The sequence below is a fragment of the Mesorhizobium sp. M9A.F.Ca.ET.002.03.1.2 genome (assembly GCF_003952365.1).
Taxonomy (GTDB): domain Bacteria; phylum Pseudomonadota; class Alphaproteobacteria; order Rhizobiales; family Rhizobiaceae; genus Mesorhizobium.
The window spans coordinates 1,289,614-1,314,998 of sequence record NZ_CP034443.1 but is presented as its reverse complement, the minus strand read 5'-3'; the positions used below and the strand labels follow the sequence as shown (position 1 = coordinate 1,314,998).

Genomic DNA, 25,385 nt, shown 5'->3' with positions numbered 1-25,385 from the left:
CGTCCACCTGAACGCACAAAGTACGCTCTAACACTTTCTGGCCGATGCGCTACGTCACCGCGAAGACGCCGAGCACGATCAGCAGGAAGATGATCAGCACGATGCCGATGAGGATACGGGCGCCGGTGGCGGCGGCTCCGGCCAATGCCGGCATGCCGAGCAGGCTCGCCGCAGCGGCAACGATGAGAAGAATGATGATCCACTTGATCATGGAAATACCTCGCAGCCGACAAATCTGGGCCTCTGTGCAAAACGCATCGGCTATGCCTGGGTTCCGCTGACCCGTGGCCGGTCGTCCGTCTGGACCGCCGGCACGTCCCAGACCTCGCCGGGATGCAGGGCGCGAAAGCGTTCCCGCGCGACGTTCTGGTCGTCGAGGGCTTCGCCCAGCTTTCTGGCCGGCTCGTCGATCGGCTCGTTGGTGAGCCGGAACGTGCCCCAATGGCAGCCGGCGGCGTGGGCGGCGTTACACAAAAGCATGCCTTGCACCGCCTCCTCCGGATTCTGGTGGTGCGGCGCCATGAACCAGCGCGGCTCGTAGGCGCCGATCGGCAGGATGGCGAGGCGGAAGCCGCCGTGCCTTTCGGCCATCAGCCGGTAATTGATGCCGCCGTGGAAACCGGTGTCACCGGCGAAGTAGACCTTTCCGCCCGGCGTCTCGACCGCAAAACCCGCCCACAGCGCCATGCGCCGGTCGCGGGTGCCGCGCGCCGACCAGTGATGCACCGGCTCGACATGGACGGCGACGCCGTCGCCGACGTCGACCCGGTCGCCCCAGTCATGCACGGAGAGCCGCATGCCAGGAACGACATCGTCGATGACGGCGTCGTTGCCGAGCGGCGTCAGCACCAGCGGGTCGTGCTTTGCCTTCAGCCGCTTCAGCGTGGCGAGGTCGAGATGGTCGTAGTGGTTGTGGCTGACCAATACGAGGTCGATCGGCGGCAGGTTGGAAAAGGCGATGCCCGGCGGGTTGACCCGTTTGGGCCCGGCAAAGGAGAGCGGCGAAACGCGCCGCGACCAGACCGGGTCGGTGAGGATGTTCAAGCCGGCTGTCTGGATGAGCAGCGACGAGTGGCCGACCATGGTGAGCCTCAGTCCGGAGCCGTCGATCCGCTCAGCCGGTTTCGCCTGCGGAAACGGGCTCGGATTCGCAGCCGGCCATTTCGCGCGTTCACCGGCCAACTGCCACTTCAAGAGATCGGAAAAACGACCAGGCGGCTTGCCGTCGGGATTGAAGAACAAGGTGCCGTCGAAATGGTCGCTGGGCGGGCCGTTGTAGTAGCGATTGGCGGCTCTTTTTCTCGCAGCCAAGGTCTCGCCTCCGGCAGGGTCCCGTTTCATCAGAGATAGGGCCGAAGCCGGCCGGCGCAAGCATTTGGCGACCGGAATGCCAAGGGCAACTGTCCAGGCGAACCGTTGCGCAGCCTCGGGTCAGGCCCGACGGGCGGGCTTTGGGCAGCATGCATTTGTGATAAAGTTGCAACAGATGCTGCCGCAAATAGTATTTTAACCATATCGGGTTGAAATTCCGCCACCTTCTCCATCTTGGTGAGGGAGGGATTGTGTGGACCGCAGCCCCAGCCGGATTCCACGGAGGTTTGAAATGAATTTTTCGATGACCGGTCTGCTGGCCGTATCGCTTGCCGCGCTCGTTGCGAGCGGCTGCTCAACCTCACGGTTCTCGTCGATGGACCAGGAGCAGCCGGCGCCGCTGCAAGCCGCGCCCTCCGGCAAGGTGACGGGAAATCAGTTGCCGCCGCCGGCGGCGCCCGGCACGGCCGACCCATCGAAATTCCCGACGGCGCCGCAAGGCACGCTGGACCCCCAGGTCGCCGCGCTGCCGCCGGACGGGACGGCTCCGGCCGGAGCCCCGGATCTTACCGCAGGCAGCGTCGCCGGCGTGTGGAAGGCCAGCGTGTCCGGCCAGAGCTGCCAGGTGGCGACACCGCAGACCAAATTCGGCGCCGGCTATCGGGCCGGACCGCTGCATTGCCCGGCGCCGATCGACGGCATCAAATCCTGGAACGTCGCTGGCAAGCAGTTGACGCTGTACGACGAGAATGGCGGCACGCTGGCACGGCTCTATTCCTCGGGCGGAGAGAAATTCGACGGCCAGACTTCCAACGGCCTGCCAATCTCGCTTACAAGGTAGGCTGACCCGCCCCTTAGAGCGGTTTCGGCGTTTGATAGAATCGCCGAAACCGCTTTATGTATTTGTTTTACGCAATTCCGGACGGAAAGCCGTTACACAGTTTTTCCTGGAATTGCTTTAGAACGACGTGACCGATGCATCTGCGTGACGGCCTTCAGACCCATGCGACCGTCCGGCAGCGCTACGACCATTTGGTCGAGACGGGCCTGATCGGCCGCGATCCGGCACAGGAGCGGATCACTGCTGGCCTGGACCGGCTGATCGATGAGATTTCGGCAAAGCGGCTGGCGCACAAATCGAGCGCGCTGGGGTGGCTGTTCGCGCGCAAGCGCGAGACCCGCGAGGCGGTCAAGGGCCTCTACATCCATGGCGGCGTCGGCCGCGGCAAGACCATGCTGATGGACATGTTCTTCGAGCTGGTGCCGGTCAGGCGCAAGCGCCGTGTGCATTTCAATGACTTCATGGCCGATGTGCAGGATCGCATCCAGAAGCACCGGCAGGCGCGTAAAGAGGGCACGGTCAGGGAAGACGACCCTATCGGGCCAGTGGCCCGCGCGCTGGCCGAGGAAGCTTGGGTGCTGTGCTTCGACGAGTTTTCCGTCACCGACATCGCCGACGCGATGATCCTGTCCCGGCTGTTCTCGGCGCTGTTTGCCAACGGCGTGGTGCTGGTCGCCACCTCCAATGTGGCGCCGGAGGATCTCTACCGCGACGGGTTGAACCGCAAGCTTTTCCTACCCTTCATCGGCATCCTGGAGCGGCATGCGCAGGTGCTCGCGCTGGACGCCGACAAGGACTACCGGCTGGACAAGCTCAGCCGCCTGCCGGTCTATGTCACCCCCGCCGATGCCGCGGCCGATGCCGCCCTCGACGAGGCGTGGGACGTGATGACGCATGGCAGGCCGACGGCCGAGGCAGCGCTGACGGTAAAGGGCCGACAGGTCGTCGTGCCGCGCGCCGCCGGCGACGCGGCGCGGTTTTCCTTTGCCGATCTTTGCGAAAACCCGCTCGGCGCTCGCGATTTCCTGGCGATTGCCAGCCGCTTCTCGACCATCGTCATCGATCATGTGCCGGTGCTCGGCGAAGGCACGCGCAACGAGGCCAAGCGCTTCATCCTCTTGATCGACACGCTCTACGACCATCACGTGCGGCTGGTGGTGAGCGCCGATGCTTCGCCGCCCGGGCTCTATACGGCCAAACGCGGCAACGAGGTCTTCGAGTTCGAGCGCACGGCGTCACGCCTGATCGAGATGCAGAGCCACGAATGGCTGGAAGACTGGGTGGGGAGGCATGAGGTGCAGGCGTCGCCGGCGGAAGCGAAGCAGGCGTAAGTGTCTACTTCAAAAGAACCGATCTGTAGCATTCCGTCACACTCCCCTCTGTCCCGCCGGCGTCAAAAATCTACAGCCGATACACATACATCACAAAATCTTCCGCCAATCCATGCGGCTCCTTCCGCGCCTCGTAAAGCGCGCGCGCCGCAACATTGCCCGGTTCGGTGCCGACCCAGGCGTCCTTGCATCCGTGCTCGCGGCCGAGCCCAAACATGGCGTCGAGCATTCTTGTGGCGATGCCCTGGCGCTGAAAGGCTGGCGCCACGCCGACTTCATCGATGTAGAGTTCGCTCACCTTGTCCGGATGGCGGTGGATGACGGCCGCGCACTGCCCGACGACCATGTCGTCAAAAAGCGCCACGATCATGAAATGACCTGGTGAGGCGAGGTAGGCGGCAAGGCGATCGGGCCTCACCGGCTCGTCGAACACGTCCTCGGCGACCCGCGTCACAAAGGCGTCATCGCCAGGAAATAGCCTTCTTATTTCCACCTTCATTATGTAAAATCTCCCAAGTCAGCTTAATTCTTTTTGACGCTTACGTAACTCCCGTTGTTTCTAACCGATTGAAATTATTCACTCCAAAATAATCGTTTGAATTTCTTTTGCGCCGGGGCTATTGGGTGCGGCGAAATCTCGCGGCTTTCCCGCAGCATTCCGGCCTCCTTCCTCGACGCCGCCATCCCAAGTCGTTAAAGATTGGGGCGGTCGTCACAGTCTAAAGGGAAAACATCCTGACATGGCACGTAACAAGATAGCGCTCATCGGCTCGGGCATGATCGGCGGCACGCTTGCCCACATGATCGGCCTCAAGGATCTCGGCGACGTTGTGCTGTTCGACATCGCCGAGGGTATCCCGCAAGGCAAGGGGCTGGATATCGCGCAGTCGTCGCCGGTCGACGGGTTCGACTCCAGGCTGACCGGCGTCAACGATTATGCCGGCATCGAGGGCGCCGACGTCTGCATCGTCACCGCCGGCGTGCCGCGCAAGCCCGGCATGAGCCGCGACGACCTTCTCGGCATCAACCTGAAGGTCATGGAGCAGGTTGGCGCGGGTCTCAAGAAATACGCGCCGAAAGCCTTCGTCATCTGCATCACCAACCCGCTCGACGCCATGGTCTGGGCGCTGCAGAAGTTTTCCGGACTGCCGAAGAGCCATGTCGTCGGCATGGCCGGCGTGCTGGACAGCTCGCGCTTCCGCTATTTCCTGGCAGAGGAATTCAAGGTGTCGGTCGAGGATGTCACCGCCTTCGTGCTCGGCGGCCATGGCGATTCCATGGTGCCGATGATCCGCTATTCGACGGTCGCCGGCATCCCGCTGCCCGACCTCATCAAGATGGGCTGGACCTCGAAGGAAAAGCTCGACCAGATCGTGCAGCGCACCCGCGACGGCGGCGCCGAGATCGTCGGGCTGCTCAAGACCGGCTCGGCCTTCTACGCACCGGCCGCCTCGGCGATCTCGATGGCCGAAGCCTATCTCAAGGACAAGAAGCGCGTACTCCCCTGCGCCGCGCATCTCTCCGGCCAGTATGGCGTCAAGAACACCTATGTCGGCGTGCCGGTGGTGATCGGCGCCGGCGGCGTCGAGCGCGTCATCGAGATCGACCTCGGCAAGGCCGAGCAGAAGATGTTCGACAATTCGGTGGCGGCGGTGCAGGGCCTGTGCGAGGCCTGCGTCAAGATCGCTCCGCATCTCGCCGCCAAGTGACCCCCGGCAATTGATCTGGAGACATCGCGCATGAACATCCATGAATATCAGGGCAAGGCGCTGCTGAAGGGCTTTGGCGCACCGGTGGCCGAAGGCGTGCCGGTGTTCGAGGCAAGCGGGGCGGAAGCCGCCGCCAAGGCGCTGCCTGGCCCGCTCTATGTGGTGAAGAGCCAGATCCATGCCGGCGGCCGCGGCAAGGGCAAATTCAAGGAGCTCGGCCCCGACGCCAAGGGTGGCGTGCGGCTGGCGAAGTCGGTCGCCGACGTCGTCGCCAACGCCAAGGAGATGCTCGGCCACACGCTGGTCACCAAGCAGACCGGCCCGGCGGGCAAGCAGGTCAACCGCCTCTATATCGAGGACGGCGCCGACATCGAGCGCGAGCTCTATCTGTCGATCCTGGTCGACCGCTCGGTCGGGCGCATCGCCTTCGTCGTTTCGACCGAGGGCGGCATGGACATCGAGGCGGTCGCCCATGACACGCCGGAAAAGATCATCACCGTCGCCATCGACCCGGAAAAGGGCGTGACGGCGGATGATTTGAAAGAACTCAACGGCGCGCTGAAGCTCGACGGCGACGCTGCCAAGGACGGCGAGACGCTGTTCCCGATCCTCTACAAGGCCTTCGTCGAGAAGGATATGAGCCTGCTCGAGGTCAACCCGCTGATCGTCATGAAGAACGGCCGGCTGCGCGTGCTCGACGCCAAGGTGTCGTTCGACAACAACGCGCTGTTTCGCCATCCCGACGTGATGGAACTGCGCGACATCACCGAAGAGGACGAGAAGGAGATCGAGGCGTCGAAATACGACCTCGCCTATGTCGCGCTCGATGGCAATATCGGCTGCATGGTCAACGGCGCCGGCCTCGCGATGGCGACGATGGACATCATCAAGCTCTATGGCGCCGAGCCCGCCAACTTCCTCGATGTCGGCGGCGGCGCGTCGAAGGAGAAGGTAACGGCGGCGTTCAAGATCATCACCAAGGATCCAGCGGTCAAGGGCATCCTGATCAACATCTTCGGCGGCATCATGAAGTGCGACATCATCGCCGAGGGCGTGATCGCCGCAGTGAAGGAAGTCGGGCTGCAGGTGCCGCTGGTGGTGCGGCTGGAAGGCACCAATGCCGAGCTCGGCAAGAAGATCATCAACGACAGCGGTCTCAACGTCGTTTCTGCCGACGACCTCGATGACGCGGCCAAAAAGATCGTGGCGGCGGTGAAGGGCTGATCTGGTGCCTCCGCACAAGATCAATCTGGTCGAGGCGGCGGATCGGAAGATCAACAAGGTCTTCGATCCGCATATCGCCGGCGACGTCAACGATGCCCAGGTCAAGATCGCCAAGTTCGGCGACGTCTTCGACTGGCACGCGCATGACAATGAGGACGAGGCGTTCCTGGTGCTGCGCGGCCGCATCGCCATCGATTTCCGCGACGGCACGGTGGAGCTTTCGAGCGGCGAGTTCATCGTCGTGCCGCGGTCCGTCGAGCACCGGCCGCGCTCTCTGAGCGAGGAGCCGGTGGTGCTGATGTTCGAGCCGGCGACGACGCTCAACACCGGCAATGCCAAGAGCGATCTCACCGTCGCCGACCTCAAGCGGCTATGACGGCGAATAGTGGAGTTTGGTTGAACTTTTACACATAATTACACATATTCTCTATGTGCGATTATGTGGAGATCGGCGATGAAGAACGTAACATTGGCCATGGACGAGATGCTCCTCAAGAAGGCGAGAGAATTGGCGGAACGCCGCAAGACCACGCTCAATGCTATGGTGCGGTCTTTGCTTGCCTCGGAAGTCGAGCAAGAAGACCGTATCGTCTGGGCGCGGGAAGGTATGCGTAGGCTGATGGACGAAGCGCCGCTCGATCTGGCGTCCGACTTCAAATGGAACCGGGACGAGATCTATGCCGAACGCGAGGATAGAATGCTTTCTCGACTCGAACGTCCTCCTGTACGCGGCTTCGGAGAGGACTCGTGACCCCCACCGCCACGACATCGCGCAGGGGCTTGTCCTCGGGACGGTCTTTGGCGTCTCCGGTCAGACCCTTGCGGAGTTCGCGAATGTCGCGAGACGGAAATCAGTCTCTGCCTATGCCGTCATCGACCAGTGGCTGGTGTTTCTCGGCGCGCTTCCGTTTGTTCCAGTCGATCAGGCTTATGTCGTTGCAGGGCTTCGTCTCGCGCGGCGCTATCAACTCAAATACTACGACGCAGCGCTGCTCGCCGCCGCCGAGCGGCTGGGCGCGCCCGTCTTCTACACGGAAGACCTTAACCACAATCAGCTCTATGGCTCCGTTCGGGCCATCAATCCTTTCCTTTGATCGCTAAGCGCGGGGGGCACATGTCCATTCTCATCGACAAGAACACCAAGGTGCTGGTCCAGGGCCTGACCGGCAAGACCGGCACGTTCCATACGGAACAGGCACTGGCCTATCACGGCACGAAAATGGTCGGCGGTATCCACCCCAAGAAGGGCGGCGAGACGTGGACCGGCGCCAAGGGCGAGAGACTGCCGATCTTCGCGACGGTGGCCGAAGGCAAGGCGCAGACCGGCGCCAATGCTTCCGTCGTCTATGTGCCGCCGGCGGGCGCCGCGGAGGCGATCCTGGAAGCGATCGAAGCCGAGATCCCGCTGATCATCTGCATCACCGAGGGCATACCGGTGATTGACATGATCAGGGTCAAGGCGAGGCTCGACCGCTCGACATCGCGGCTCATCGGCCCCAACTGCCCCGGCGTCCTGACCCCAAACGAATGCAAGATCGGCATCATGCCCGGCAACATCTTCCGCAAGGGCTCGGTCGGCGTTGTTTCCCGCTCGGGAACGCTTACCTATGAGGCAGTGTTCCAGACCACCAATGTCGGCCTCGGCCAGACCACCGCCGTCGGCATCGGTGGCGACCCGGTCAAAGGCACGGAGTTCATCGACGTACTGGAGATGTTCCTCGCCGACGACGAGACCAAGTCGATCATCATGATCGGCGAGATCGGCGGCTCGGCCGAGGAAGACGCCGCGCAGTTCCTCAAGGACGAAGCCAAGCGTGGCCGCAAGAAGCCGATGGCCGGTTTCATCGCCGGGCGCACGGCGCCGGCCGGTCGTACCATGGGCCATGCAGGCGCGGTCATCTCCGGCGGCAAGGGCGGCGCCGAGGACAAGATCGCGGCGATGGAATCGGCCGGAATAAGGGTGTCGCCGTCGCCGGCCCGGCTCGGCACGACACTGGTCGAGGCGATAAAGGGTTAGGTTTGTAAGGGAGTAGGGCAGTAGGGGAGTAAGGCAGTAGGGAATCATCGAGGGCACCAAAATGCCCTATTCCCCTACTCCCTTACTGCCCTACTCCCCTCCAGAAAAGGAGACGGAGCAGGCGCTCCGCGGAAAAAATGGCAAGACAAGATCAGGCCAACGACCAGTTTTCGCTTACCTCTTTCCTCTATGGCGGCAATGCCGATTATATCGATGCGCTCTATGCAGCCTATGAGGACGATCCCTCTTCGGTCGACCCCGAATGGCAGGATTTCTTCGCGGCGCTGAAAGACGACGCCGGCGATGTCCGCAAGAATGCCACGGGCGCCTCATGGGCGAGGCCGTCCTGGCCGCTGCAGGCCAATGGCGAACTGGTGTCGGCGCTCGACGGCGATTGGGGCATCGTCGAAAAGCACGTCGAGAAAAAGGTCAAGGACAGAGCGGTCGTCAACGGCATCGCCCTTTCCGACGCCGACGTGCACCAGGCGACGCGCGATTCGGTCCGCGCCATCATGATGATCCGCGCCTACCGCATGCGCGGCCATCTGCATGCCAATCTCGACCCGCTCGGCATCGCCAAGCCGCTCGAGGACTACAACGAGCTGTCGCCGGAAAATTACGGCTTTACCGCCGCCGACTACGACCGCCCGATCTTCCTCGACAATGTGCTCGGGCTCGAATTCGGCACCATCCGGCAGATGCTCGATATATTGACCCGCACCTATTGTTCGACGCTCGGCGTCGAGTTCATGCATATTTCCGACCCCGAGGAGAAGGCCTGGATCCAGGCGCGCATCGAGGGGGCCGACAAGGAGATCACCTTCACCGCCCCCGGCAAGAAGGCGATCCTGCAGAAGTTGGTCGAGGCCGAAGGCTTCGAGCAGTTCATCGACGTCAAATACAAGGGCACCAAGCGCTTCGGCCTCGACGGCGCAGAGGCGCTGATCCCGGCGCTGGAGCAGATCGTCAAGCGCGGCGGCCAGCTCGGCATGAAGGAGATCGTGCTCGGCATGGCGCATCGCGGCCGGCTGAACGTTCTCTCCCAGGTGATGGCCAAGCCGCACCGCGCCATCTTCCACGAATTCAAGGGCGGCTCGGCCGCACCCGACGAGGTCGAGGGCTCGGGCGACGTGAAGTACCATCTCGGGGCTTCGTCGGACCGCGAGTTCGACGGCAACAAGGTGCATCTGTCGCTGACCGCCAATCCCTCGCATCTGGAAATCGTCGATCCGGTGGTGATGGGCAAGGCGCGGGCCAAGCAGGACTCTCTGTTCGGCCGCAGCCGCGAGGAGATCGTGCCGCTGGAAGAGCGCGCCAAGGTGCTGCCGCTGCTCCTGCATGGCGACGCCGCCTTTGCCGGCCAGGGCGTGATTGCCGAAATCCTCGGCCTGTCGGGCCTGCGCGGCCACCGCGTCGCCGGCACGCTGCATTTCATTATCAACAACCAGATAGGCTTCACCACCAATCCGCGCTTCTCGCGCTCGTCGCCCTATCCGTCGGATGTGGCCAAGATGATCGAGGCGCCGATCTTCCACGTCAATGGCGACGATCCGGAAGCCGTGGTCCATGCCGCCAAGGTGGCGATCGAATTCCGCATGAGGTTCCACAAGCCGGTGGTGGTGGACATGTTCTGCTACCGCCGCTTCGGCCACAATGAGGGCGACGAGCCGGCCTTTACCCAGCCGATCATGTACAGCAGCATCCGCCGCCACAAGACGACGGTGCAGATCTATGCCGACCGGCTGATCGCCGAGGGCCACATCGCCCAAGCCGAATTCGACAAGCTCAAGGCCGACTGGCGGGCGCATCTCGAGCAGGAATTTGAGGTTGGCCAGCACTACAAGCCCAACAAGGCCGACTGGCTGGACGGCGCCTGGTCGGGCCTGCGCACGGCGGACAACCAGGACGAACAGCGGCGCGGCAAGACCGCCGTGCCGGTCAAGACGCTGAAGGAGATCGGCAAGAAGCTGACCGAGGTGCCGAAGGATTTCGCGGCGCACAAGACGATCCTGCGGTTTCTCGAGAACCGCCGCCAGGCGATCGAGTCAGGCGAAGGCATCGACTGGTCGACGGCCGAGGCGCTGGCCTTCGGCGCCATTCTGCTCGACGGCAATCCGGTCCGGCTGTCCGGGCAGGATTCGGAGCGCGGCACGTTTTCGCAACGTCACTCCGTGCTTTACGACCAGCGCGACGAAACACGCTACATCCCGCTCAACAATCTGTCGGCGGCGCAGGCCGGCTTCGAGGTCATCAACTCGATGCTGTCGGAAGAGGCCGTGCTCGGCTTCGAATATGGCTACAGCCTGGCTGAGCCGAAAGCGCTGACGCTCTGGGAGGCGCAGTTCGGCGATTTCGCTAACGGCGCCCAGGTGGTGTTCGACCAGTTCATCTCGTCGGGCGAGCGCAAGTGGCTCAGGATGTCGGGCCTCGTCTGCCTGTTGCCGCATGGCTATGAGGGCCAGGGGCCGGAGCACTCGTCGGCGAGGCTGGAGCGCTTCCTGCAGCTATGCGCCGAAGACAACATGCAGGTGGCCTATTGCACAACGCCGGCTAACTACTTCCACATCTTGCGCCGGCAGCTGAAGCGGGATTTCCGCAAGCCGCTGATCCTGATGACGCCGAAGTCGCTGCTGCGTCACAAGCGGGCGGTGTCGACGCTGCCGGAAATGTCGGGCGAAAGCGCGTTCCACCGGCTGTTGTGGGACGATGCCCAGCAGCTCCCCGGCCAGGCGATCAAGCTCACCAAGGATTCGAAGATCCGCCGAGTCGTGCTCTGCTCGGGCAAGGTCTATTACGACCTCTACGAGGAGCGCGAGAAGCGCGGCATCAACGACATCTATCTGCTGCGCGTCGAACAGCTCTATCCGTTCCCGGCAAAGGCGCTGATCAACGAGCTGTCACGCTTCCGCAACGCGGAAATGGTGTGGTGCCAGGAGGAGCCCAAGAACATGGGCGCCTGGTCGTTCATCGATCCGTATCTGGAATGGGTGCTGGCGCATATCGACGCCAAGCATCAGCGGGTGCGCTATACCGGCCGGCCGGCAGCCGCCTCGCCGGCAACCGGATTGATGTCGAAGCATCTCGCCCAGCTTGCCGCCTTGCTCGAAGACGCGCTCGGCGAATAGAACAGAGCTCGGCAAATAGAACAGAACCGACAGAAAAACGGACAGGCACAATGGCTACCGAAATCCGCGTCCCCACTCTTGGCGAATCCGTCACCGAGGCGACCATCGGCAAATGGTTCAAGAAGGTCGGCGACGCGATCGCCACCGACGAGCCGCTGGTCGAGCTCGAAACCGACAAGGTGACTGTGGAAGTGCCGGCCGCGGCCGCAGGAACGCTCAGCGAGATCGCAGCTGGGGAAGGTGAAACGGTCGAGGTCGGCGCTTTGCTCGGCATGATTGCGGCGGGCGGCGGGGCAAAAGCGGCGGCACCTGAACCTGCGAAGGCGCCGCCTTCCGAACCGAAGCAGGACGCGGTGTCGCAGGCCTCGGCGCCGACCGCCGCATCGACCGTCAGGCAAGCCGCGGCCGAGACCGCCAGGATCGCCGGCGACGCCGGGCCGATCGAGGCGCGCGCGATGCCGCCAGCGCCGGCAGCGGCGAAGCTGCTGGCCGAGAGCAATCTCGCGGTCGACCAGATCTCGGGTTCCGGCAAACGCGGCCAGGTGCTGAAGGGCGACGTGCTCGACGCGATCGCCAGGGGCGCGCCGTCGCAGCCGGCCGAGACGCCGAAGGCAGCCCCGGTCGCTGCCCGCGCGCCGTCCTCGGCCGATGACTTGTCGCGCGAAGAACGCGTGCGCATGACCAAGCTGCGGCAGACCATCGCGCGCCGCCTCAAGGAAGCGCAGTCGACCGCCGCCATGCTGACCACCTTCAACGAGGTGGACATGAGCGCGGTGATGGCGCTCCGGACCAAATACAAGGATGTGTTCGAGAAGAAGCACGGCGTGAAGCTGGGCTTCATGGGCTTCTTCACCAAGGCCGTCACCCATGCGCTGAAGGAGATTCCTTCCGTCAATGCAGAGATCGACGGCACCGACATCATCTTCAAGAACTACGCCCATATCGGCGTCGCCGTCGGCACCGAAAAGGGGCTCGTCGTGCCGGTGGTGCGCGACGCCGACCAGATGTCGATCGCCGAGATCGAGAAGGAAATCGGCAGGCTGGGTCTTGCGGCACGTGACGGCAAGCTGTCGGTGGCGGATATGCAAGGAGGCACGTTTACGATTTCTAACGGCGGCGTTTACGGGTCGCTGATGTCGACGCCGATCCTCAACGCGCCGCAGTCGGGCATTCTGGGCATGCACAAGATCCAAGAGCGGCCGATGGTGGTCGGCGGCCAGATCGTGATCAGGCCGATGATGTATCTGGCGCTCTCCTACGATCATCGCATCGTCGACGGCAAGGAAGCGGTGACCTTCCTGGTGCGGGTCAAGGAAAGCCTGGAGGATCCGGAGCGGCTGGTGCTCGATCTGTGATCGGGCCGGTCGCGTCGTGAGCGGCTGGCTGGAAAGGTTCGGGCTCGGGCGGGTGGCTGGTCGCGTGCTTCGGATTTTTCGATCCTCTACCTCCACCGCCATCTCTCGTCTGGCGACTCCGACCGAAGAGGATTCAATGAGCAGCAATCTCGGCGTCTTCGCTCTCAGCGATGCCGAGATGGAGGAACGGGAGATCACCGTCACCACGATCGGTGACCTTGAGCTGCCGACGGGCGAAATCGTCGCATGCGATCCACTCATTACCGGGCTAGGACGGCCTGCGTTCAGCCGCAAGGTGAAGCCGGGACGCTATCCGCTCATGCTGCTTCAGGCTCAGGGCCGCATTGCCGCGGCGGTCCTGCGGTTCAGTCCCGGCTTGCCGGTACACTGGGAGTTGGCCACCTTCGATCGCGACCGCCCACAGGCCTATAAGTCTCAATTTTTTGAATTCATCGTTGATAACGCGGTTGCAACGTTCATGGACAAGTCGGTCTTGGCACTCATGACCGACCAGGAAGAACTCGACGGCTATCTTGCTGACGTTGCTTGGTCTATCGACGGGTTTGGCATGGATAATCCGATTGACGGGAATCCGCTCAACGTCGCCATGTTCGACACTGGCTTCGGCGATGGCGCTTACCGCTCTTTCTGGGGATTGGACGCAGCCGGCGAGCCACTGCTCTTGATGACCGACTTCGAAGTGCTCGAAAACGCGGATGGCCGCGAAAGCAACCAGGCCAACTGATGGTAAACATCACCTCACCCTTGATCAGACATATGGTTGGGTTGCTGGCTTTCCTCGCGACTAGCTCCGCCGCGCTCGCCGCCTGCCCGCTCGAGCTTGCCGTCTATGGCGATGCCGAAAGCGCGGCCGAGATCGATTTCAGGCCGACCATGGAATCGGCTGTCGTCACCAACACGTTCAAGATGATGCTCGACAAGGGTGTCGTGCTCGACGGCATCGTCATGTGGACGGAAGGGGTGGCGCGGCCGCACGGTTCGCTGATGTACAAATGCCCGACCGGCGACGTCACCGGCGACGAACTCGCCGCCTGCACGGTGTGGGAGGGTGTCATCTACAGTTCCGACGACCAGGGCAACATCGCATTGTTGCCGGCCGAGGGCGTCGATGCGCCGAAGAGCCTGATCTTTCCCGACCTCGGGCCGTCGCTCGAAATGTCGGCCGCCTATGGCGCCAACGGGTTTTCGAAAGTGCCCTGGGATGTTTTTTCGTTGAAGGGTTGCCAGGAATGAGCCCGCCCAGAAAAGTGCTGCTGGTGACCGGCGGCAGCCGCGGCATCGGCGCCGCCACGTCCAGGCTTGCCGCCAGGGCCGGATACCGTGTCGCGATCAACTATGCCTCGAATGAGGCTGCTGCCACGGCGCTTGTCGAGGCGATCGAGCAGGATGGCGGCGAAGCGCTGGCCATCAAGGGCGACGTCGGCAGCGAGGCCGATATTCAGACGATGTTCGAGAGGATCGATCGTGCCTTCGGCCCGCTCGATGCGCTCGTCAACAACGCTGGCGTCGTCGACCAGAGGGCGCGTGTCGACGAAATGAGCGGAGCAAGGCTGGAGCGCATGATGCGCATTAATGTCATTGGCTCCATGCTGTGTGCCCGCGAAGCAGTGAAACGCATGTCGACCAGCCATGGCGGCAAGGGCGGCGCCATCGTGAATATCTCCTCGATTGCTGCAAGCATTGGCGGATCGGGCGAGTATGTCGACTACGCCGCTTCGAAGGGCGCGATCGATTCCTTCACTATTGGCCTGGCGCGCGAAGTGGCCGGCGAAGGCATTCGCGTCAACGCGGTCAGTCCAGGCATCATCGACACCGAAATTCATGCTTCCGGCGGGCAACCGGATCGCGTCGAGAGGATGCGTCACCTCGTGCCCCTGCAAAGGGCGGGGACCACCGAAGAAATCGCCGCGGCAATTCTCTGGCTCCTGTCGGACGAGGCGTCCTATACGACAGGCGCGAATTTGAAAGTGGGCGGCGGCCGCTAATGCCAGCCAAGGCTGAGTGCCAGACCAGAAGGACAGTATCATGGCTTATGACGTCGTTATCATCGGATCGGGACCAGGCGGCTATGTCTGCGCCATCAAGGCGGCACAGCTCGGCCTGAAGACGGCGGTGATCGAGAAGAACCCGACCTTCGGCGGCACCTGCCTCAATATCGGCTGCATCCCGTCCAAGGCGCTGCTGCATGCCTCCGAAATGTTCGCCGAGGCCGGCCATTCCTTGGACACGCTGGGCGTCGAGATCGGCACGCCGAAGCTGAACCTGAAGAAGATGATGGCGCACAAGGACGCGACGGTGGCGTCCAACGTCAACGGCGTCGCCTTCCTGTTCAAGAAGAACAAGATCGACTCGTTTCGCGGCACCGGCAAGGTCCTGTCCGCCGGCAAGGTGTCGGTGACCGGCGAGGAAGGCAAGGTCGAGGAGATCGAGACCAAGAACATCGTCATCGCCACCGGCTCCGACGTGTCAGGCATTCCGGGTGTCAAGGTCGACATCGACGAGAAGGTGATCGCGTCCTCGACCGGCGCGTTGTCGCTGGACAAGGTGCCGGGCCACCTGGTGGTGGTCGGCGGCGGCGTCATCGGGCTGGAACTCGGCTCGGTATGGGCGCGGCTCGGCGCCAAGGTGACCGTGGTCGAGTTCCTCGACACTATCCTGGGCGGCATGGACGGCGAGGTCGCCAAACAGTTCCAGCGCATGCTGTCCAAGCAAGGGTTCGAATTCAGGCTCGGCGCCAAGGTGACCGGCGTCGCCAAGGCCAAGAAGGGTGCCACCGTAACCTTCGAGCCGGTCAAGGGCGGCGCGGCCGAGACGATCGAGGCGGACGCGGTGCTGATCGCGACGGGCCGCCGGGCCTATTCGGACAGTCTTGGGCTGAAGGAGGCCGGCGTCGAGGTCGACGAGCGCGGCCGGGTCAAGACGGACGGCCACCTCAAGACCAATGTACCCGGCATCTACGCCATCGGCGACGTCATCGCCGGGCCGATGCTCGCCCACAAGGCCGAGGACGAGGGCGTGGCGGTGGCCGAGACCATCGCCGGCCAGGCCGGGCATGTGAACTACGAGGTGATCCCGAGCGTCGTCTACACCACTCCGGAAATCGCCTCGGTCGGCAAGACCGAGGAAGAGCTGAAGGCGGCCGGCATCGACTACAAGGCCGGCAAGTTTCCGTTCAGCGCCAATGGCCGGGCGCGCGCCATGCTGCATACCGACGGCTTCGTGAAGATCCTGGCGGACAAGCAGAGCGACCGGGTGCTCGGCGTCCACATTGTCGGCTTTGGCGCCGGCGAGATGATCCACGAGGCGGCGGTGCTGATGGAGTTCGGCGGCTCGTCGGAAGATCTTGCCCGCACCTGCCACGCCCACCCGACGATGTCGGAAGCGGTGAAGGAAGCGGCACTGGCGACCTTCTTCAAGCCGATCCATATGTAATTCAGCGGCATATCGCAGACCTTAAAGCAAACGGCCCGCTCTTCAGCGGGCCGTTCGTATTTTGAAATCAGCAGCCGATCACTGCGCCGGGGCTGGTGCGGGTGCTGGTTCTGTGGGCGCTGGTGCAGGCGCCGGCTCTGCAGGTGCCGGGGCAGGCTCTGCCGGTGCGGGTGCCGGAGCAGGTTCGGCAGGCGCAGGCGCGGGCTCTGCAGGTGCCGGGGCTGGCGCAGGCTCTGCCGGGGCCGGTGCAGGCGCCGGTTCAGCGGGCGCCGGGGCCGGTGTGCTGGCGGCCGGCGGTTCGGCAGGCGCAGGCGCTTCACCGCTTCTGCCAAAAATATAGTAAGCGACAATGGCCAGGATAACGACAACCAGGGCAATCAGCCAGCCGCTGCCGCCGCCACCCGACTTGGGAGGGGGTGTCGGAGTGGTGAACGGGTCGTTTGGATTCGCCATAAAAGTGTCCTCCGTGGATGAAAAGTATCAATCAACACCAATCAACGCGCAATCGTTGAACAGGTTTCACGTTAGGGATCGAAAACGCCGAAAACAGGGCAATTCGCGGCTGGGATCGTTTGTTTGCACGCATTTTCCTCGCAAACCTGGCAGCGAACGAGCCAAAATAGCCTTTTCGATCTTCCTGCATCGCGACGAGGCCGCTGCCCTCGCGCCGTGATTCGGGACGGCATCGACCGGAATCACACCTCCTTGTAGGGCTCGCAACTCAACCGTGCAACTCAGTCGACGGCAGTGACGGTGTAGCCGGCCTTGCGGAAATCCTCGACCAGGCCTTCCGCACCCAGAAGGTGCAGGGCGCCTACCGCCATGAACGCGTTGCCCTTGGCGAGGATCGGCCCGGCATGATCCACCATCACCTTGTTGCGGCTGGTGATCATGGTTTCCTCGAAGGCGGCATAGTCCGCCGGATCGTCTTCCTCGCCTGGAAGGGCGGCACGGAACAGCGGCCAGAGCATGCCGGTGTCGCCGCGCTGATAAAGCACGATCATGGTTTCGTTGACGTCGTTCATCCTGTCGCCGAGCTTCAGTGTGTCGACGAGACCCTTCATGTGAAAGGCGAGCGGCAGCGAGGCCATGGCGCGAAGCTGGTCGGCGATGGTCTCCAACCCCTCGACAACCTTGCCTGAGGCCTTGGCGTCCTCCGCGAGCTTGATGTCGAGCACTGGCGCGCCGCCGGCCCTCCGGGCCAGTTCGCAAGCCGGGAGCGCCACCATGGCCGACAGCATCCACGGCTTCATCTTGGCAACGCTCGCCAGCGGGATGCCGCGCGCGTCGAGCGCCTTGTTCACCACCGCCGCGTCGGCCGGCGACAGCAGCGAGGACAGCGTCGTGCTGTCGGTGAACATCATCAGCTCCGGCTCTTTGAAAAGCGCCGCCATCATCTTCTGCTGATCGAGCACTTCCGTGGTCTCGATGACGACGGTGTCGGCAGCGTCAAAGGCCCTTTGCGCGGCGGGCGGCAGCGTGGTCACGCGCGGGTCGGTCATGTGCATGGTGCCGAACAGGAAGGATGGTCTTTCACCAGCCTTTTCCAGTTTCCACAACAGGCCTTTGCCGTTCGGTGTCGCAGCCGCTTCGGTCTCGATCTTGCGATAAGCCGCTGGGTCGTTCTTCTGCAAGGCCGACAGCATGTCGGTGCCGGCACAGTCCGGGATTTCGGCGCGCGCCTTGCCGGCGGCGAGCAGCGCGATGATGAGGAAAGAGAGAAAAAACAGGACGTTGAGCGCCACGAGCAGCTTCAGCGACGCAAGGGCCGCGCGGTCGGCGATGGTGATGACGCGTTTCATGGCTCGCTTTCTAGATACAAAGGACGGCAAAACGGTTAACCGGTGCGGCAAAATTGTCTCGGATGAGGCTTCATTGCGCATGACCCCGTCCGAATGTCCGCAGCCTCGGGATGATGCGGCCGGTCATGCTCTCGGGTGCGCCGACTGATAAATTTCGAGCAGCCTCGCAGTGTCGACGCCGGTGTAGATCTGCGTCGTCGACAGGCTGGCGTGGCCCAGCAATTCCTGGATGGTGCGCAGGTCGCCGCCCCGTCCAAGCAGATGCGTGGCGAAGGAATGGCGCAAGGCATGCGGCGTGGCGGTATCGGGCAGGTTGAGCGCCGAGCGCAGTTTCGCCATGTCGCGCTGGACGATGGCCGGGTTGAGCGGGCCGCCACGGGCGCCGCGAAACAACAGGCCTTTTGGATCGAGATGCCAGGGGCAGAGCCGGCGGTATTCGGCGATCGCCCGCAGCGCCACCGGCAGCACCGGCACCAGCCGCGTCTTGCCGCCCTTGCCGGTAACGCGCAGCACCTTATCGCTAGGCGCCGACAGATCGGCGCCGGACAGGCCGAGCGCCTCGGAAATGCGCAGGCCCGAGCCATAGAGCAGCGTCAGCACTGCGGCGTTTCGGGCGGCGATCCACGGCTCCTCCGCCAGCTGGCCTTCTACCGAAACGACACGTTTCGCATCGCTTGCCGTCAGCGGCTTGGGCAGCGACTTCGGCTGCCGTGGCGCGCGCAGTGCCGCAGCACCCGCCGCATTGACGAGGCCGCGCCGCTCCAGAAAGCTCAGCAGCGAGCGGATGCCAGCCAGCCCCCGCCCGAGCGTGCGGGCGCCGGCGCCCCCGGCGCGGCGGGTGGCGAGAAAGCCGCGCAGATCGGCGGGGCGCAGGTCGGCGATGTCCGAAATGCCGGGCGAGCCGCCGCAATGGCCGGTCAGGAAGTGCAGGAACTGGCGCGTGTCGCGCTCATAGGCTTCCACAGTTTCCGGCGACAGCCGGCGTTCGCGCGCCAGCATCTTCAGCCAGCTTTCGCGCGCCGCCTGAAGGTCTGGTTTGGCCGGGATGAGGAATTCCTGCATTGGGCTCTTCCGGTATTCCGTTCTTCCTATTCCGGGTCATCTTCGGGCAGCCGGGTTAGGAAGCGGTGAAGAGCGCGTCATTGAAATGACAAGCGGGTGGAGCTAGAGCAAGGCAAAGGATTTTTCCACCGATGACCAAACCGCAAAACCCCGTCCAGATGGCCGTGATCGGCGCCGCCCACGGCATCAAGGGCGAATTGCGCGTGAAAACCTTCACCGGCGATCCCCTGGCGCTGGCCGACTACGGGCCGCTCTACGCCAGGGATGGCCGCGCTTTCCAGATCGTCGACATCAGGCCGGCCAACACCGTCGTCGTGGTGCGCTTCAAGGGCATCAGCGACCGCAACGCCGCCGAGGCGCTCGCCGGCACGGAATTGTTCGTCGACCGCTCGACGCTTCCGGACGATGGCGAAGAGGATGAATTCTACCATGCCGATCTCGTCGGGCTGGCGGTCCGGGACGACACCGGTGCCGATATCGGCAAGGTCGTCGCCGTGCATAATTTCGGCGGCGGCGACATCCTCGACGTGACGCTTGGCGAGCGCAAAGGCGTGCTGATCCCGTTCACGCAAGCCGCCGTGCCTGACGTATCGATTGCCGAAGGCTTCCTCCGCGTCGATCCGGCGGCGGCGGGCTTGATCGACGACGAGGACAGCGAGGCTCCCGGCCGCGATGGCTTCGACCCGAAGGGCAGACCGCGCGGGCCAAAGGACGCCGGGGGCAACCGGTGAGTTTTTCCGCCTCGGTGCTGACGCTCTATCCGGAGATGTTTCCCGGCGCGCTTGGCCTGTCGCTGGCCGGCCGAGCGCTGGCATCGGGCACATGGTCGCTGGAAGCAATCCAGATCCGCGATTTCGCCGGCGACCGCCACCGCACCGTCGACGACACGCCGGCCGGCGGCGGCGCCGGCATGGTGATGCGCGCCGACGTGCTGGCGAACGCCATCGACCATGCTTCGCCGGCAGGCGATCCGCGCCCGCGCTTGCTCATGAGCCCGCGCGGCAGGCCGTTGACACAGGCCCGCGTGCGCGAACTCGCCGCTGGACCTGGCGCGGTGATCGTCTGCGGGCGCTTCGAAGGCGTCGACCAGCGGGTCATCGAGGCGCGGGGGCTCGAGGAGGTCTCGGTCGGCGACTTCATCCTCTCCGGCGGCGAACCGGCAGCGCTCGTGCTGCTCGATGCCGTGGTGCGGCTGCTGCCCGGCGTGATGGGCAATGCGGTGTCGGGTGACGAAGAGAGCTTTGAAAATGGCCTGCTCGAACATCCGCACTACACGCGGCCGCAGGAATTCGAGGGCCGGCAAATCCCCGAGATTCTCACCTCGGGCAATCACAAGAAGATCGCCGCATGGCGGCGCGGCGAAGCGGAAAGGCTGACCAGGGAAAGACGGCCGGACCTGTTAGCCGCTCACCCCCTGGTGAAATAGTAAAAGGCCAGGAACACGCCGACCCCGACGACGAAGCCGCGTACGGCAATTTGCGGCACGCGCTTGGCGATCCAGACGCCGGCATAACCGCCGAGCGCCCCGCCCGGTATCATGATGATTGCCTGCGGCCAGGCGATGACGCCGCCGGAAACGAAGACCAGGATGGCTATCGAGGCGATGACCACGGCCAGCATGTTCTTCAGCGCGTTCAGGCGGTGATAGTCGCCGGCCTGGGTGAGGCCGAGCGTCGCCAGCATCATGACGCCCATGCCGGCGCCGAAGAAGCCGCCATAGACGGCGGTGGCAAACTGCGCCAGGGAGCCGGTCAGCGAACCCACCGCAGCCTCATGCCCCGGCTTGGGCGCCGGCCTCAGCCACGGCCCGGCGGCGAACAGCGCGGTTGCCGCCAGCAGCAGCCATGGCACCAGGACCCGGAACGACGGATTGTCGAGCGCCAAAAGGATGAGCGCACCAGCCAGTGCACCGAAAGCCGATATGAGGCTGAGCAGCAATGCGCCGCGCCAGAAATGCTTGATATCGGCCCAGTAGGCGAGCGTCGAGGTGATGTAGCCGGGAAACTGCGTCACCGACGATGTGGCGTTGGCGACGATCGGTGGCAAGCCGACCAGCGACATGGCGCCGAAGGTTATGAACGTGCCGCCGCCGGCTATCGCGTTGACGGCACCTGAGAGAAAGCCCGCGACAAAGAGCAGGGCCGCGTCGAGAACTGACATGAGGGGTATTGCCGCCGGAGGAAAAGTCGCGTTTTACCCGCCTTAGAAAGCTTGGGCGCTCGACGCAACCCCTATGCCGGAAGATCGCAACGCTGGCCAACGACCAAAAAAGAACGCGGCAAAGGCGTGACAAAGCATCGAAATAGCTGTATGTGCCCGCCCGTACTGGCAAGGACAATCTGCCGGACCCGTCAACAATGACGGTGTAGTCGCCCCTGCCCGATGTTCTCGAACCCAGATGTTCCAGAACAAAAGGCATAGCCGAGCGGTCCATGGACTGCGAGGCGAGTGTCGGACGCTCTGACTGTCGGAAGAACAAGAAGTGGATTTTAAGATGGATATCCTCCGTCAGCTCGAGGCCGAACAAGCCGCCAAGATCGAAGCCAAGCGCAAGCTTCCCGAATTCCAGCCCGGCGATACCGTGCGCGTCCAGGTCCGCGTGACCGAAGGCACCCGCACCCGCGTCCAGGCCTATGAGGGCGTCGTCATCGCCCGCGCCGGGGCCGGCTTCCAGGAGAATTTCACGGTTCGCAAGATTTCCTACGGCGAAGGCGTGGAGCGCGTGTTCCCGGTCTTTTCGCCGATGGTCGAGGGCGTCGAGATCGTGCGCCGTGGCAAGGTGCGTCGCGCCAAGCTCTACTACCTGCGCGATCGCCGCGGCAAATCGGCCCGTATTTCGGAAAACACCGGCGTGCGCGCCCGCAAGCTGAACGACGACGAGCGCAATGCGCTGAACGCCGAGAAGGCCCGCATCGAGGCCGAGAAGGTGGCCGCCGCCCAGGCGCTCGCTGCCGAGAAGGCCGCGCAGGACGCCGCCGAGAAGAAGGCCGCCGACGAGGCCGCCAAGGCTGCGGAAACGGCTGTCGCCGAATAAGATTTTTCCAAAACCATGCTTCGGAAAGGCGGCTTCGGCCGCCTTTTTTCTTTCCCGGGGAGAAGACCTTCGGGGCTTCGATTTGCCGACCGTGACTGATCCGCGGCAGGCACGAATCGCTCCGTAATCGACCGGTCCAGGCATGGGAATCCGCTTTCGCGCAAAGCAGCGCATCGGACCGGCTTGCAAGCCGCTTGCGGAAAGCTAAAGTCGGCGCCGGAGTTTCCTGCAAGCCTCGACCATGTCGAGGTCGCTCAAGTTATCGGGGTGTACCATGACCAAATCGAAACTGCTGTTGGCCAGCCTGTTCGCGCTTATTCTTGCGCCAGTCGCTGCCCTGGCGCAGACGCTGCCCGACCTCGGCGGCAAAAAGGTGGTGGTGGTGACGGAAAACGCCTATCCGCCGCTGCAGTTCATCGACGCCAAGACGGGAAAACAGATCGGCTGGGAATATGACGCGATGAACGAGATCGCCAAGCGGCTGAATTTCCAGGTCGAGTACCAGAACACCTCCTGGGACGCGATGATCCAGGCGGTTTCCGACAACCAGTACAACATCGGCATGACCGGCATCACCATCAAGGACGACCGCAAGCAGAAGGTCGATTTCTCCGACCCCTATATGCGTTCGGAACAGTTCATGCTGGTGCGTGGCGACGAAAGCCGCTTTACCGACGCCAAGACCTTCGGCGCCTTCAAGGACGGGTTGGTCGGGGCGCAGGCCGGCACCACGCCCTTCTACACCGCCGTTTACAGCGTGCTCGACGGCAACGAGCAGAACCCGCGCATCAAACTGTTCGAGACGTTTGGCGCGACGGTGCAGGCGCTGAAGGCGGGCGACGTCGATGTCGTTCTGACCGACGGCACCGCCGGCAAGGGCTATGTCGACGCCTCCAATGGCGGGCTGAAGCTGATCGGCGGGCCGCTCGGCACCGAGGATTTCGGCTTCATCTTCCCCAAGGGCTCGGACCTGGTGAAGCCGGTCAACGCGGCGATCGCCGCACTGAAGGCCGACGGCACGCTCGACGCGCTCAACAAGAAGTGGTTCCTTGATTACAAGATGGGGCAGTAGTTCGTCTTGGTGCGAGTGATGCGCGATGGGTACGGGCAGAAATTCGCACAGGCTTCGTTTCTTCCCACCCCCCTCTGTCCTGCCGGACATCTCCCCCACTTGGGGGGAGATTGGCGGTTCTTACGAAGGCGCTCCCTTTTCAACGTTGCAGATTGGCGGAAGCAGTCGCAACAAGCGATCTCCCCCCTCGCGGGGGAGATGTCCGGCAGGACAGAGGGGGGCGACGTAGAGCGCCGTCTCCGCGATATGTGCTTTGTAGGCGTCGCCTGATGGCAACGACCGCATCCTCCACCTCCAAACCCGACTTCCCCTGGTGGCTTGCCGTGGCTGCGGCGCTCGCCGTGGCAGCCGCTATCTACATCGCCGCAAGCGACCTCTATGCCCAGGTTTTCGCGACCGTCGCCAAGGGCATCGGCATCACCGTCTTCGTCACAGTCGTCGCCTTCTCGCTGGCCTCGGCCATCGGGCTCGGCATCGCCTTGATGGGGCTGTCGGGGTCACGCTGGCCGCGCCAGATCGCCCGCTTCTATGTCGAGATCATCCGCGGCGTGCCGATCCTGGTGCTGCTATTCTGGATCGCCTTTGCCGGCGCGCCGGCCTTCGTCGCGGCGTGGAACGCGCTGACCGCGCCGTTGCAAGGCGCGGGGTTCTTCGGCGAGCTTTTGGTGCGCGACGTGTCGCTGCTGTGGCGCGCCATCATGGCGCTGACCATCGGCTACTCGGCCTTCATCTCGGAGGTCTTCCGCGCCGGCATCCAGGCGGTCGAGAAGGGCCAGATCGAGGCGGCAAAGGCGCTGGGGCTGACGCGCGTACAGCGCTTCCGGCTGATCGTGTTTCCGCAGGCGATCCGCACCATCCTACCGCCGCTCGGCAACGATTTCGTCGCCATGGTCAAGGATTCCTCTTTGGTCTCGGTGCTCGGCGTCGCCGACATCACCCAGATGGGCAAGATCTACGCCGCCGGCTCGTTCCGCTTCTTCGAGACCTATTCGATCGTCGCCTATATCTATCTCATCCTGACGGTCGGCCTGTCGCTGGCTTTGCGGGCTCTGGAGAAGCGGCTGCGCCGCCAGCATGAGGAATAGTTTTTGGGCGAAGACGGCGCTACGATCATCGGTACAGCTCGTTTTCGAAGGACAGGTCCGATGATCGTCGACAAAGCCAACGCGGCGCTGGAGTCCGTCTACACGGCCGATACGCCCGAAGCGCTGGCGCAGGCCTATGCCGCATGGGCTGCGACCTACGACAGCGAAACCGCATCGCTCGGTTATCTCCTGCCGTTCCTCATCGCCGCCTGGGTGGCGCGCCATGTGCCGGCGGGCGAAGGGCCGCTGCTCGACGCCGGCTGCGGCACCGGCCTGTCGGGGCCGTCGCTGAAAGCCCTTGGCTATCCCGACATTGCCGGTCTCGACCTGTCGGACGACATGCTGAAGATTGCCGGCAGCCGGCAGGCCTATGGCGAGCTGAAACGGGCGATGCTCGGCGGACCGCTGCCCTGGCCGGACGGGCATTTCCGCGCCTTCTTCTCGACCGGCGTGTTCACCGTCAGCCATGCGCCGGCTTCCGGCCTGCATGAGCTGGTGCGCATCACCAAGAAGGGTGGCCACGCCATCTTCACCGTTCGCGACCAGGTGTTCGAGCGCGGCGGGTTCCGGGCCGTGTTCAATGATCTGGCGCAGGCGCAAAAATGGCGACCGGTCGAGGAAAGCCCGTGGTTCCGCTGCTATGCGATCGCCGAGCCCGAGGCGCTGGTGAAGACGTTCGTGTTTGAGGTGCTTTGAGTAAGCCTGGCGGCAGTTCCTCTCCCCGCTCAGCGGGGGCGAGGAACGCAGGTTCTGCGAAGGCAGCCGCCAATTGCCGAAAAGCCAAAACATTGGTATGAGCCACGCCATGGAAGAGCTTTTTGGCGATCCGGCCTACAAGGGTTTCGTGCTGCAGGACAGAAAACGCCTGCCGTCGCGATTCTCCGCGCGCGTTTCCGGCGCTTTGACCAGCCGACTTCGCTAGGTGTTCGCCGGCTAGCCGGCGCTTGTCTTCCCATTTCATATC

At 63.6% G+C, this 25,385-nt stretch carries 26 protein-coding genes; 20 read left to right on the top strand and 6 right to left on the bottom strand.

The annotated features are described in order from the left end of the window. Positions 1-49 precede the first annotated feature (49 nt). The gene (locus EJ066_RS06590; protein WP_066991727.1) at positions 50-211 is read right to left on the bottom strand and encodes a DUF1328 family protein; all 162 of its coding nucleotides are present in this window, start codon (positions 209-211) and stop codon (positions 50-52) included. A 50-nt stretch (positions 212-261) separates the two neighbouring features. After that, positions 262-1,341, bottom strand: a complete 1,080-nt coding sequence (locus EJ066_RS06585) for an MBL fold metallo-hydrolase (protein WP_189644445.1) — start codon at positions 1,339-1,341, stop codon at positions 262-264. Positions 1,342-1,603: 262 nt separating this feature from the next. On the opposite strand from EJ066_RS06585, the gene EJ066_RS06580 reads away from it, so the two are divergent. Together EJ066_RS06580 and zapE are read left to right on the top strand one after the other, a co-directional pair. Further along, positions 1,604-2,152: an AprI/Inh family metalloprotease inhibitor gene (locus EJ066_RS06580; protein WP_126036011.1), complete on the top strand. Its 549-nt coding sequence runs from the start codon at positions 1,604-1,606 to the stop codon at positions 2,150-2,152. Between the two features lie 134 nt (positions 2,153-2,286). Beyond that, a complete protein-coding gene (gene zapE, locus EJ066_RS06575) occupies positions 2,287-3,483 on the top strand; it encodes a cell division protein ZapE (RefSeq protein ID WP_126036009.1) in 1,197 nt (398 codons plus the stop codon). Between the two features lie 70 nt (positions 3,484-3,553). Here zapE and EJ066_RS06570 read toward each other — a convergent pair whose 3' ends face one another. Continuing rightward, complete coding sequence (locus EJ066_RS06570) at positions 3,554-3,982, bottom strand: GNAT family N-acetyltransferase (protein ID WP_126036007.1); 429 nt, start codon at positions 3,980-3,982, stop codon at positions 3,554-3,556. A 241-nt stretch (positions 3,983-4,223) separates the two neighbouring features. On the opposite strand from EJ066_RS06570, the gene mdh reads away from it, so the two are divergent. From mdh to lpdA, 12 genes are all read left to right on the top strand, one after another. After that, positions 4,224-5,192, top strand: a complete 969-nt coding sequence (gene mdh / locus EJ066_RS06565; RefSeq protein ID WP_126036004.1) for a malate dehydrogenase — start codon at positions 4,224-4,226, stop codon at positions 5,190-5,192. A gap of 30 nt (positions 5,193-5,222) precedes the next feature. Continuing rightward, positions 5,223-6,416 (top strand): ADP-forming succinate--CoA ligase subunit beta, encoded by a 1,194-nt coding sequence (gene sucC, locus EJ066_RS06560; protein ID WP_126036002.1) that lies wholly within the window; start codon positions 5,223-5,225, stop codon positions 6,414-6,416. 4 nt (positions 6,417-6,420) lie between these two features. Then, positions 6,421-6,792: a cupin domain-containing protein gene (locus EJ066_RS06555; RefSeq protein WP_126036000.1), complete on the top strand. Its 372-nt coding sequence runs from the start codon at positions 6,421-6,423 to the stop codon at positions 6,790-6,792. Between the two features lie 78 nt (positions 6,793-6,870). Continuing rightward, positions 6,871-7,167, top strand: a complete 297-nt coding sequence (locus EJ066_RS31260) for a hypothetical protein (protein ID WP_189644444.1) — start codon at positions 6,871-6,873, stop codon at positions 7,165-7,167. Further along, positions 7,094-7,510 carry a PIN domain-containing protein gene (locus EJ066_RS06550; protein WP_126035998.1) on the top strand — a complete coding sequence of 139 codons (417 nt, stop codon included), beginning with the start codon at positions 7,094-7,096 and terminating at the stop codon, positions 7,508-7,510. The genes EJ066_RS31260 and EJ066_RS06550 overlap by 74 nt, the downstream gene beginning before the upstream one ends. 20 nt (positions 7,511-7,530) lie before the next feature. Beyond that, positions 7,531-8,433 (top strand): succinate--CoA ligase subunit alpha, encoded by a 903-nt coding sequence (gene sucD, locus EJ066_RS06545; RefSeq protein ID WP_126035996.1) that lies wholly within the window; start codon positions 7,531-7,533, stop codon positions 8,431-8,433. Between the two features lie 137 nt (positions 8,434-8,570). Beyond that, a complete protein-coding gene (locus EJ066_RS06540; RefSeq protein ID WP_126035994.1) occupies positions 8,571-11,558 on the top strand; it encodes a 2-oxoglutarate dehydrogenase E1 component in 2,988 nt (995 codons plus the stop codon). Positions 11,559-11,608: 50 nt separating this feature from the next. Then, positions 11,609-12,913, top strand: a complete 1,305-nt coding sequence (odhB, locus tag EJ066_RS06535; RefSeq protein ID WP_126035993.1) for a 2-oxoglutarate dehydrogenase complex dihydrolipoyllysine-residue succinyltransferase — start codon at positions 11,609-11,611, stop codon at positions 12,911-12,913. Between the two features lie 136 nt (positions 12,914-13,049). Continuing rightward, complete coding sequence (locus EJ066_RS06530) at positions 13,050-13,658, top strand: DUF4241 domain-containing protein (protein ID WP_126035991.1); 609 nt, start codon at positions 13,050-13,052, stop codon at positions 13,656-13,658. Positions 13,659-13,690: 32 nt separating this feature from the next. Beyond that, positions 13,691-14,167 (top strand): hypothetical protein, encoded by a 477-nt coding sequence (locus EJ066_RS06525; protein ID WP_189644443.1) that lies wholly within the window; start codon positions 13,691-13,693, stop codon positions 14,165-14,167. After that, positions 14,164-14,919, top strand: a complete 756-nt coding sequence (locus EJ066_RS06520) for an SDR family oxidoreductase (protein WP_126035987.1) — start codon at positions 14,164-14,166, stop codon at positions 14,917-14,919. The genes EJ066_RS06525 and EJ066_RS06520 overlap by 4 nt, the downstream gene beginning before the upstream one ends. Positions 14,920-14,959: 40 nt before the next feature. Then, on the top strand, positions 14,960-16,366 hold the full coding sequence (gene lpdA, locus EJ066_RS06515; protein WP_126035985.1) for a dihydrolipoyl dehydrogenase: 1,407 nt from the start codon (positions 14,960-14,962) through the stop codon (positions 16,364-16,366). Between the two features lie 734 nt (positions 16,367-17,100). Here the strand turns inward: lpdA and EJ066_RS06505 are convergent. Next, positions 17,101-18,168 carry a TraB/GumN family protein gene (locus EJ066_RS06505; protein WP_126035983.1) on the bottom strand — a complete coding sequence of 356 codons (1,068 nt, stop codon included), beginning with the start codon at positions 18,166-18,168 and terminating at the stop codon, positions 17,101-17,103. A gap of 123 nt (positions 18,169-18,291) precedes the next feature. After that, on the bottom strand, positions 18,292-19,230 hold the full coding sequence (locus EJ066_RS06500; RefSeq protein WP_126035981.1) for a tyrosine recombinase XerC: 939 nt from the start codon (positions 19,228-19,230) through the stop codon (positions 18,292-18,294). A 131-nt stretch (positions 19,231-19,361) separates the two neighbouring features. Between EJ066_RS06500 and rimM the strand changes: the two genes are divergently transcribed. Both rimM and trmD read left to right on the top strand, forming a co-directional pair. Further along, positions 19,362-19,961, top strand: a complete 600-nt coding sequence (gene rimM, locus EJ066_RS06495; RefSeq protein ID WP_126035979.1) for a ribosome maturation factor RimM — start codon at positions 19,362-19,364, stop codon at positions 19,959-19,961. Beyond that, the gene (gene trmD / locus EJ066_RS06490) at positions 19,958-20,656 is read left to right on the top strand and encodes a tRNA (guanosine(37)-N1)-methyltransferase TrmD (RefSeq protein ID WP_126035977.1); all 699 of its coding nucleotides are present in this window, start codon (positions 19,958-19,960) and stop codon (positions 20,654-20,656) included. The genes rimM and trmD overlap by 4 nt, the downstream gene beginning before the upstream one ends. On the opposite strand, the gene EJ066_RS06485 is transcribed toward trmD, so the two are convergent. Further along, positions 20,638-21,390: a sulfite exporter TauE/SafE family protein gene (locus EJ066_RS06485; RefSeq protein ID WP_126035975.1), complete on the bottom strand. Its 753-nt coding sequence runs from the start codon at positions 21,388-21,390 to the stop codon at positions 20,638-20,640. The two genes, trmD and EJ066_RS06485, sit on opposite strands and share 19 nt — an antisense overlap. A gap of 334 nt (positions 21,391-21,724) precedes the next feature. Between EJ066_RS06485 and rplS the strand changes: the two genes are divergently transcribed. From rplS to EJ066_RS06460, 4 genes are all read left to right on the top strand, one after another. Continuing rightward, the gene (rplS, locus tag EJ066_RS06480; protein WP_126035973.1) at positions 21,725-22,264 is read left to right on the top strand and encodes a 50S ribosomal protein L19; all 540 of its coding nucleotides are present in this window, start codon (positions 21,725-21,727) and stop codon (positions 22,262-22,264) included. A gap of 274 nt (positions 22,265-22,538) precedes the next feature. Beyond that, positions 22,539-23,336 (top strand): transporter substrate-binding domain-containing protein, encoded by a 798-nt coding sequence (locus EJ066_RS06475; protein ID WP_126035971.1) that lies wholly within the window; start codon positions 22,539-22,541, stop codon positions 23,334-23,336. Between the two features lie 269 nt (positions 23,337-23,605). After that, positions 23,606-24,421 (top strand): amino acid ABC transporter permease, encoded by an 816-nt coding sequence (locus tag EJ066_RS06465; protein ID WP_126035967.1) that lies wholly within the window; start codon positions 23,606-23,608, stop codon positions 24,419-24,421. A 60-nt stretch (positions 24,422-24,481) separates the two neighbouring features. Then, positions 24,482-25,117, top strand: a complete 636-nt coding sequence (locus EJ066_RS06460; protein WP_126035964.1) for a class I SAM-dependent methyltransferase — start codon at positions 24,482-24,484, stop codon at positions 25,115-25,117. Positions 25,118-25,385 lie beyond the last annotated feature (268 nt).

Excerpts from the sequence above, each read along its gene's own strand:
- EJ066_RS06590 (WP_066991727.1), bottom strand. The coding sequence starts at position 211 with ATGATCAAGTGGATCATCATTCTTCTCATCGTTGCCGCTGCGGCGAGC.
- EJ066_RS06585 (WP_189644445.1), bottom strand. The coding sequence starts at position 1,341 with ATGAAACGGGACCCTGCCGGAGGCGAGACCTTGGCTGCGAGAAAAAGA.
- EJ066_RS06580 (WP_126036011.1), top strand. The coding sequence starts at position 1,604 with ATGAATTTTTCGATGACCGGTCTGCTGGCCGTATCGCTTGCCGCGCTC.
- zapE (WP_126036009.1), top strand. The coding sequence starts at position 2,287 with ATGCATCTGCGTGACGGCCTTCAGACCCATGCGACCGTCCGGCAGCGC.
- EJ066_RS06570 (WP_126036007.1), bottom strand. The coding sequence starts at position 3,982 with ATGAAGGTGGAAATAAGAAGGCTATTTCCTGGCGATGACGCCTTTGTG.
- mdh (WP_126036004.1), top strand. The coding sequence starts at position 4,224 with ATGGCACGTAACAAGATAGCGCTCATCGGCTCGGGCATGATCGGCGGC.
- sucC (WP_126036002.1), top strand. The coding sequence starts at position 5,223 with ATGAACATCCATGAATATCAGGGCAAGGCGCTGCTGAAGGGCTTTGGC.
- EJ066_RS31260 (WP_189644444.1), top strand. The coding sequence starts at position 6,871 with ATGAAGAACGTAACATTGGCCATGGACGAGATGCTCCTCAAGAAGGCG.
- EJ066_RS06550 (WP_126035998.1), top strand. The coding sequence starts at position 7,094 with ATGCCGAACGCGAGGATAGAATGCTTTCTCGACTCGAACGTCCTCCTG.
- sucD (WP_126035996.1), top strand. The coding sequence starts at position 7,531 with ATGTCCATTCTCATCGACAAGAACACCAAGGTGCTGGTCCAGGGCCTG.
- EJ066_RS06540 (WP_126035994.1), top strand. The coding sequence starts at position 8,571 with ATGGCAAGACAAGATCAGGCCAACGACCAGTTTTCGCTTACCTCTTTC.
- odhB (WP_126035993.1), top strand. The coding sequence starts at position 11,609 with ATGGCTACCGAAATCCGCGTCCCCACTCTTGGCGAATCCGTCACCGAG.
- EJ066_RS06530 (WP_126035991.1), top strand. The coding sequence starts at position 13,050 with ATGAGCAGCAATCTCGGCGTCTTCGCTCTCAGCGATGCCGAGATGGAG.
- EJ066_RS06525 (WP_189644443.1), top strand. The coding sequence starts at position 13,691 with ATGGTTGGGTTGCTGGCTTTCCTCGCGACTAGCTCCGCCGCGCTCGCC.
- EJ066_RS06520 (WP_126035987.1), top strand. The coding sequence starts at position 14,164 with ATGAGCCCGCCCAGAAAAGTGCTGCTGGTGACCGGCGGCAGCCGCGGC.
- lpdA (WP_126035985.1), top strand. The coding sequence starts at position 14,960 with ATGGCTTATGACGTCGTTATCATCGGATCGGGACCAGGCGGCTATGTC.
- EJ066_RS06505 (WP_126035983.1), bottom strand. The coding sequence starts at position 18,168 with ATGAAACGCGTCATCACCATCGCCGACCGCGCGGCCCTTGCGTCGCTG.
- EJ066_RS06500 (WP_126035981.1), bottom strand. The coding sequence starts at position 19,230 with ATGCAGGAATTCCTCATCCCGGCCAAACCAGACCTTCAGGCGGCGCGC.
- rimM (WP_126035979.1), top strand. The coding sequence starts at position 19,362 with ATGACCAAACCGCAAAACCCCGTCCAGATGGCCGTGATCGGCGCCGCC.
- EJ066_RS06485 (WP_126035975.1), bottom strand. The coding sequence starts at position 21,390 with ATGTCAGTTCTCGACGCGGCCCTGCTCTTTGTCGCGGGCTTTCTCTCA.
- rplS (WP_126035973.1), top strand. The coding sequence starts at position 21,725 with ATGGATATCCTCCGTCAGCTCGAGGCCGAACAAGCCGCCAAGATCGAA.
- EJ066_RS06475 (WP_126035971.1), top strand. The coding sequence starts at position 22,539 with ATGACCAAATCGAAACTGCTGTTGGCCAGCCTGTTCGCGCTTATTCTT.
- EJ066_RS06465 (WP_126035967.1), top strand. The coding sequence starts at position 23,606 with ATGGCAACGACCGCATCCTCCACCTCCAAACCCGACTTCCCCTGGTGG.
- EJ066_RS06460 (WP_126035964.1), top strand. The coding sequence starts at position 24,482 with ATGATCGTCGACAAAGCCAACGCGGCGCTGGAGTCCGTCTACACGGCC.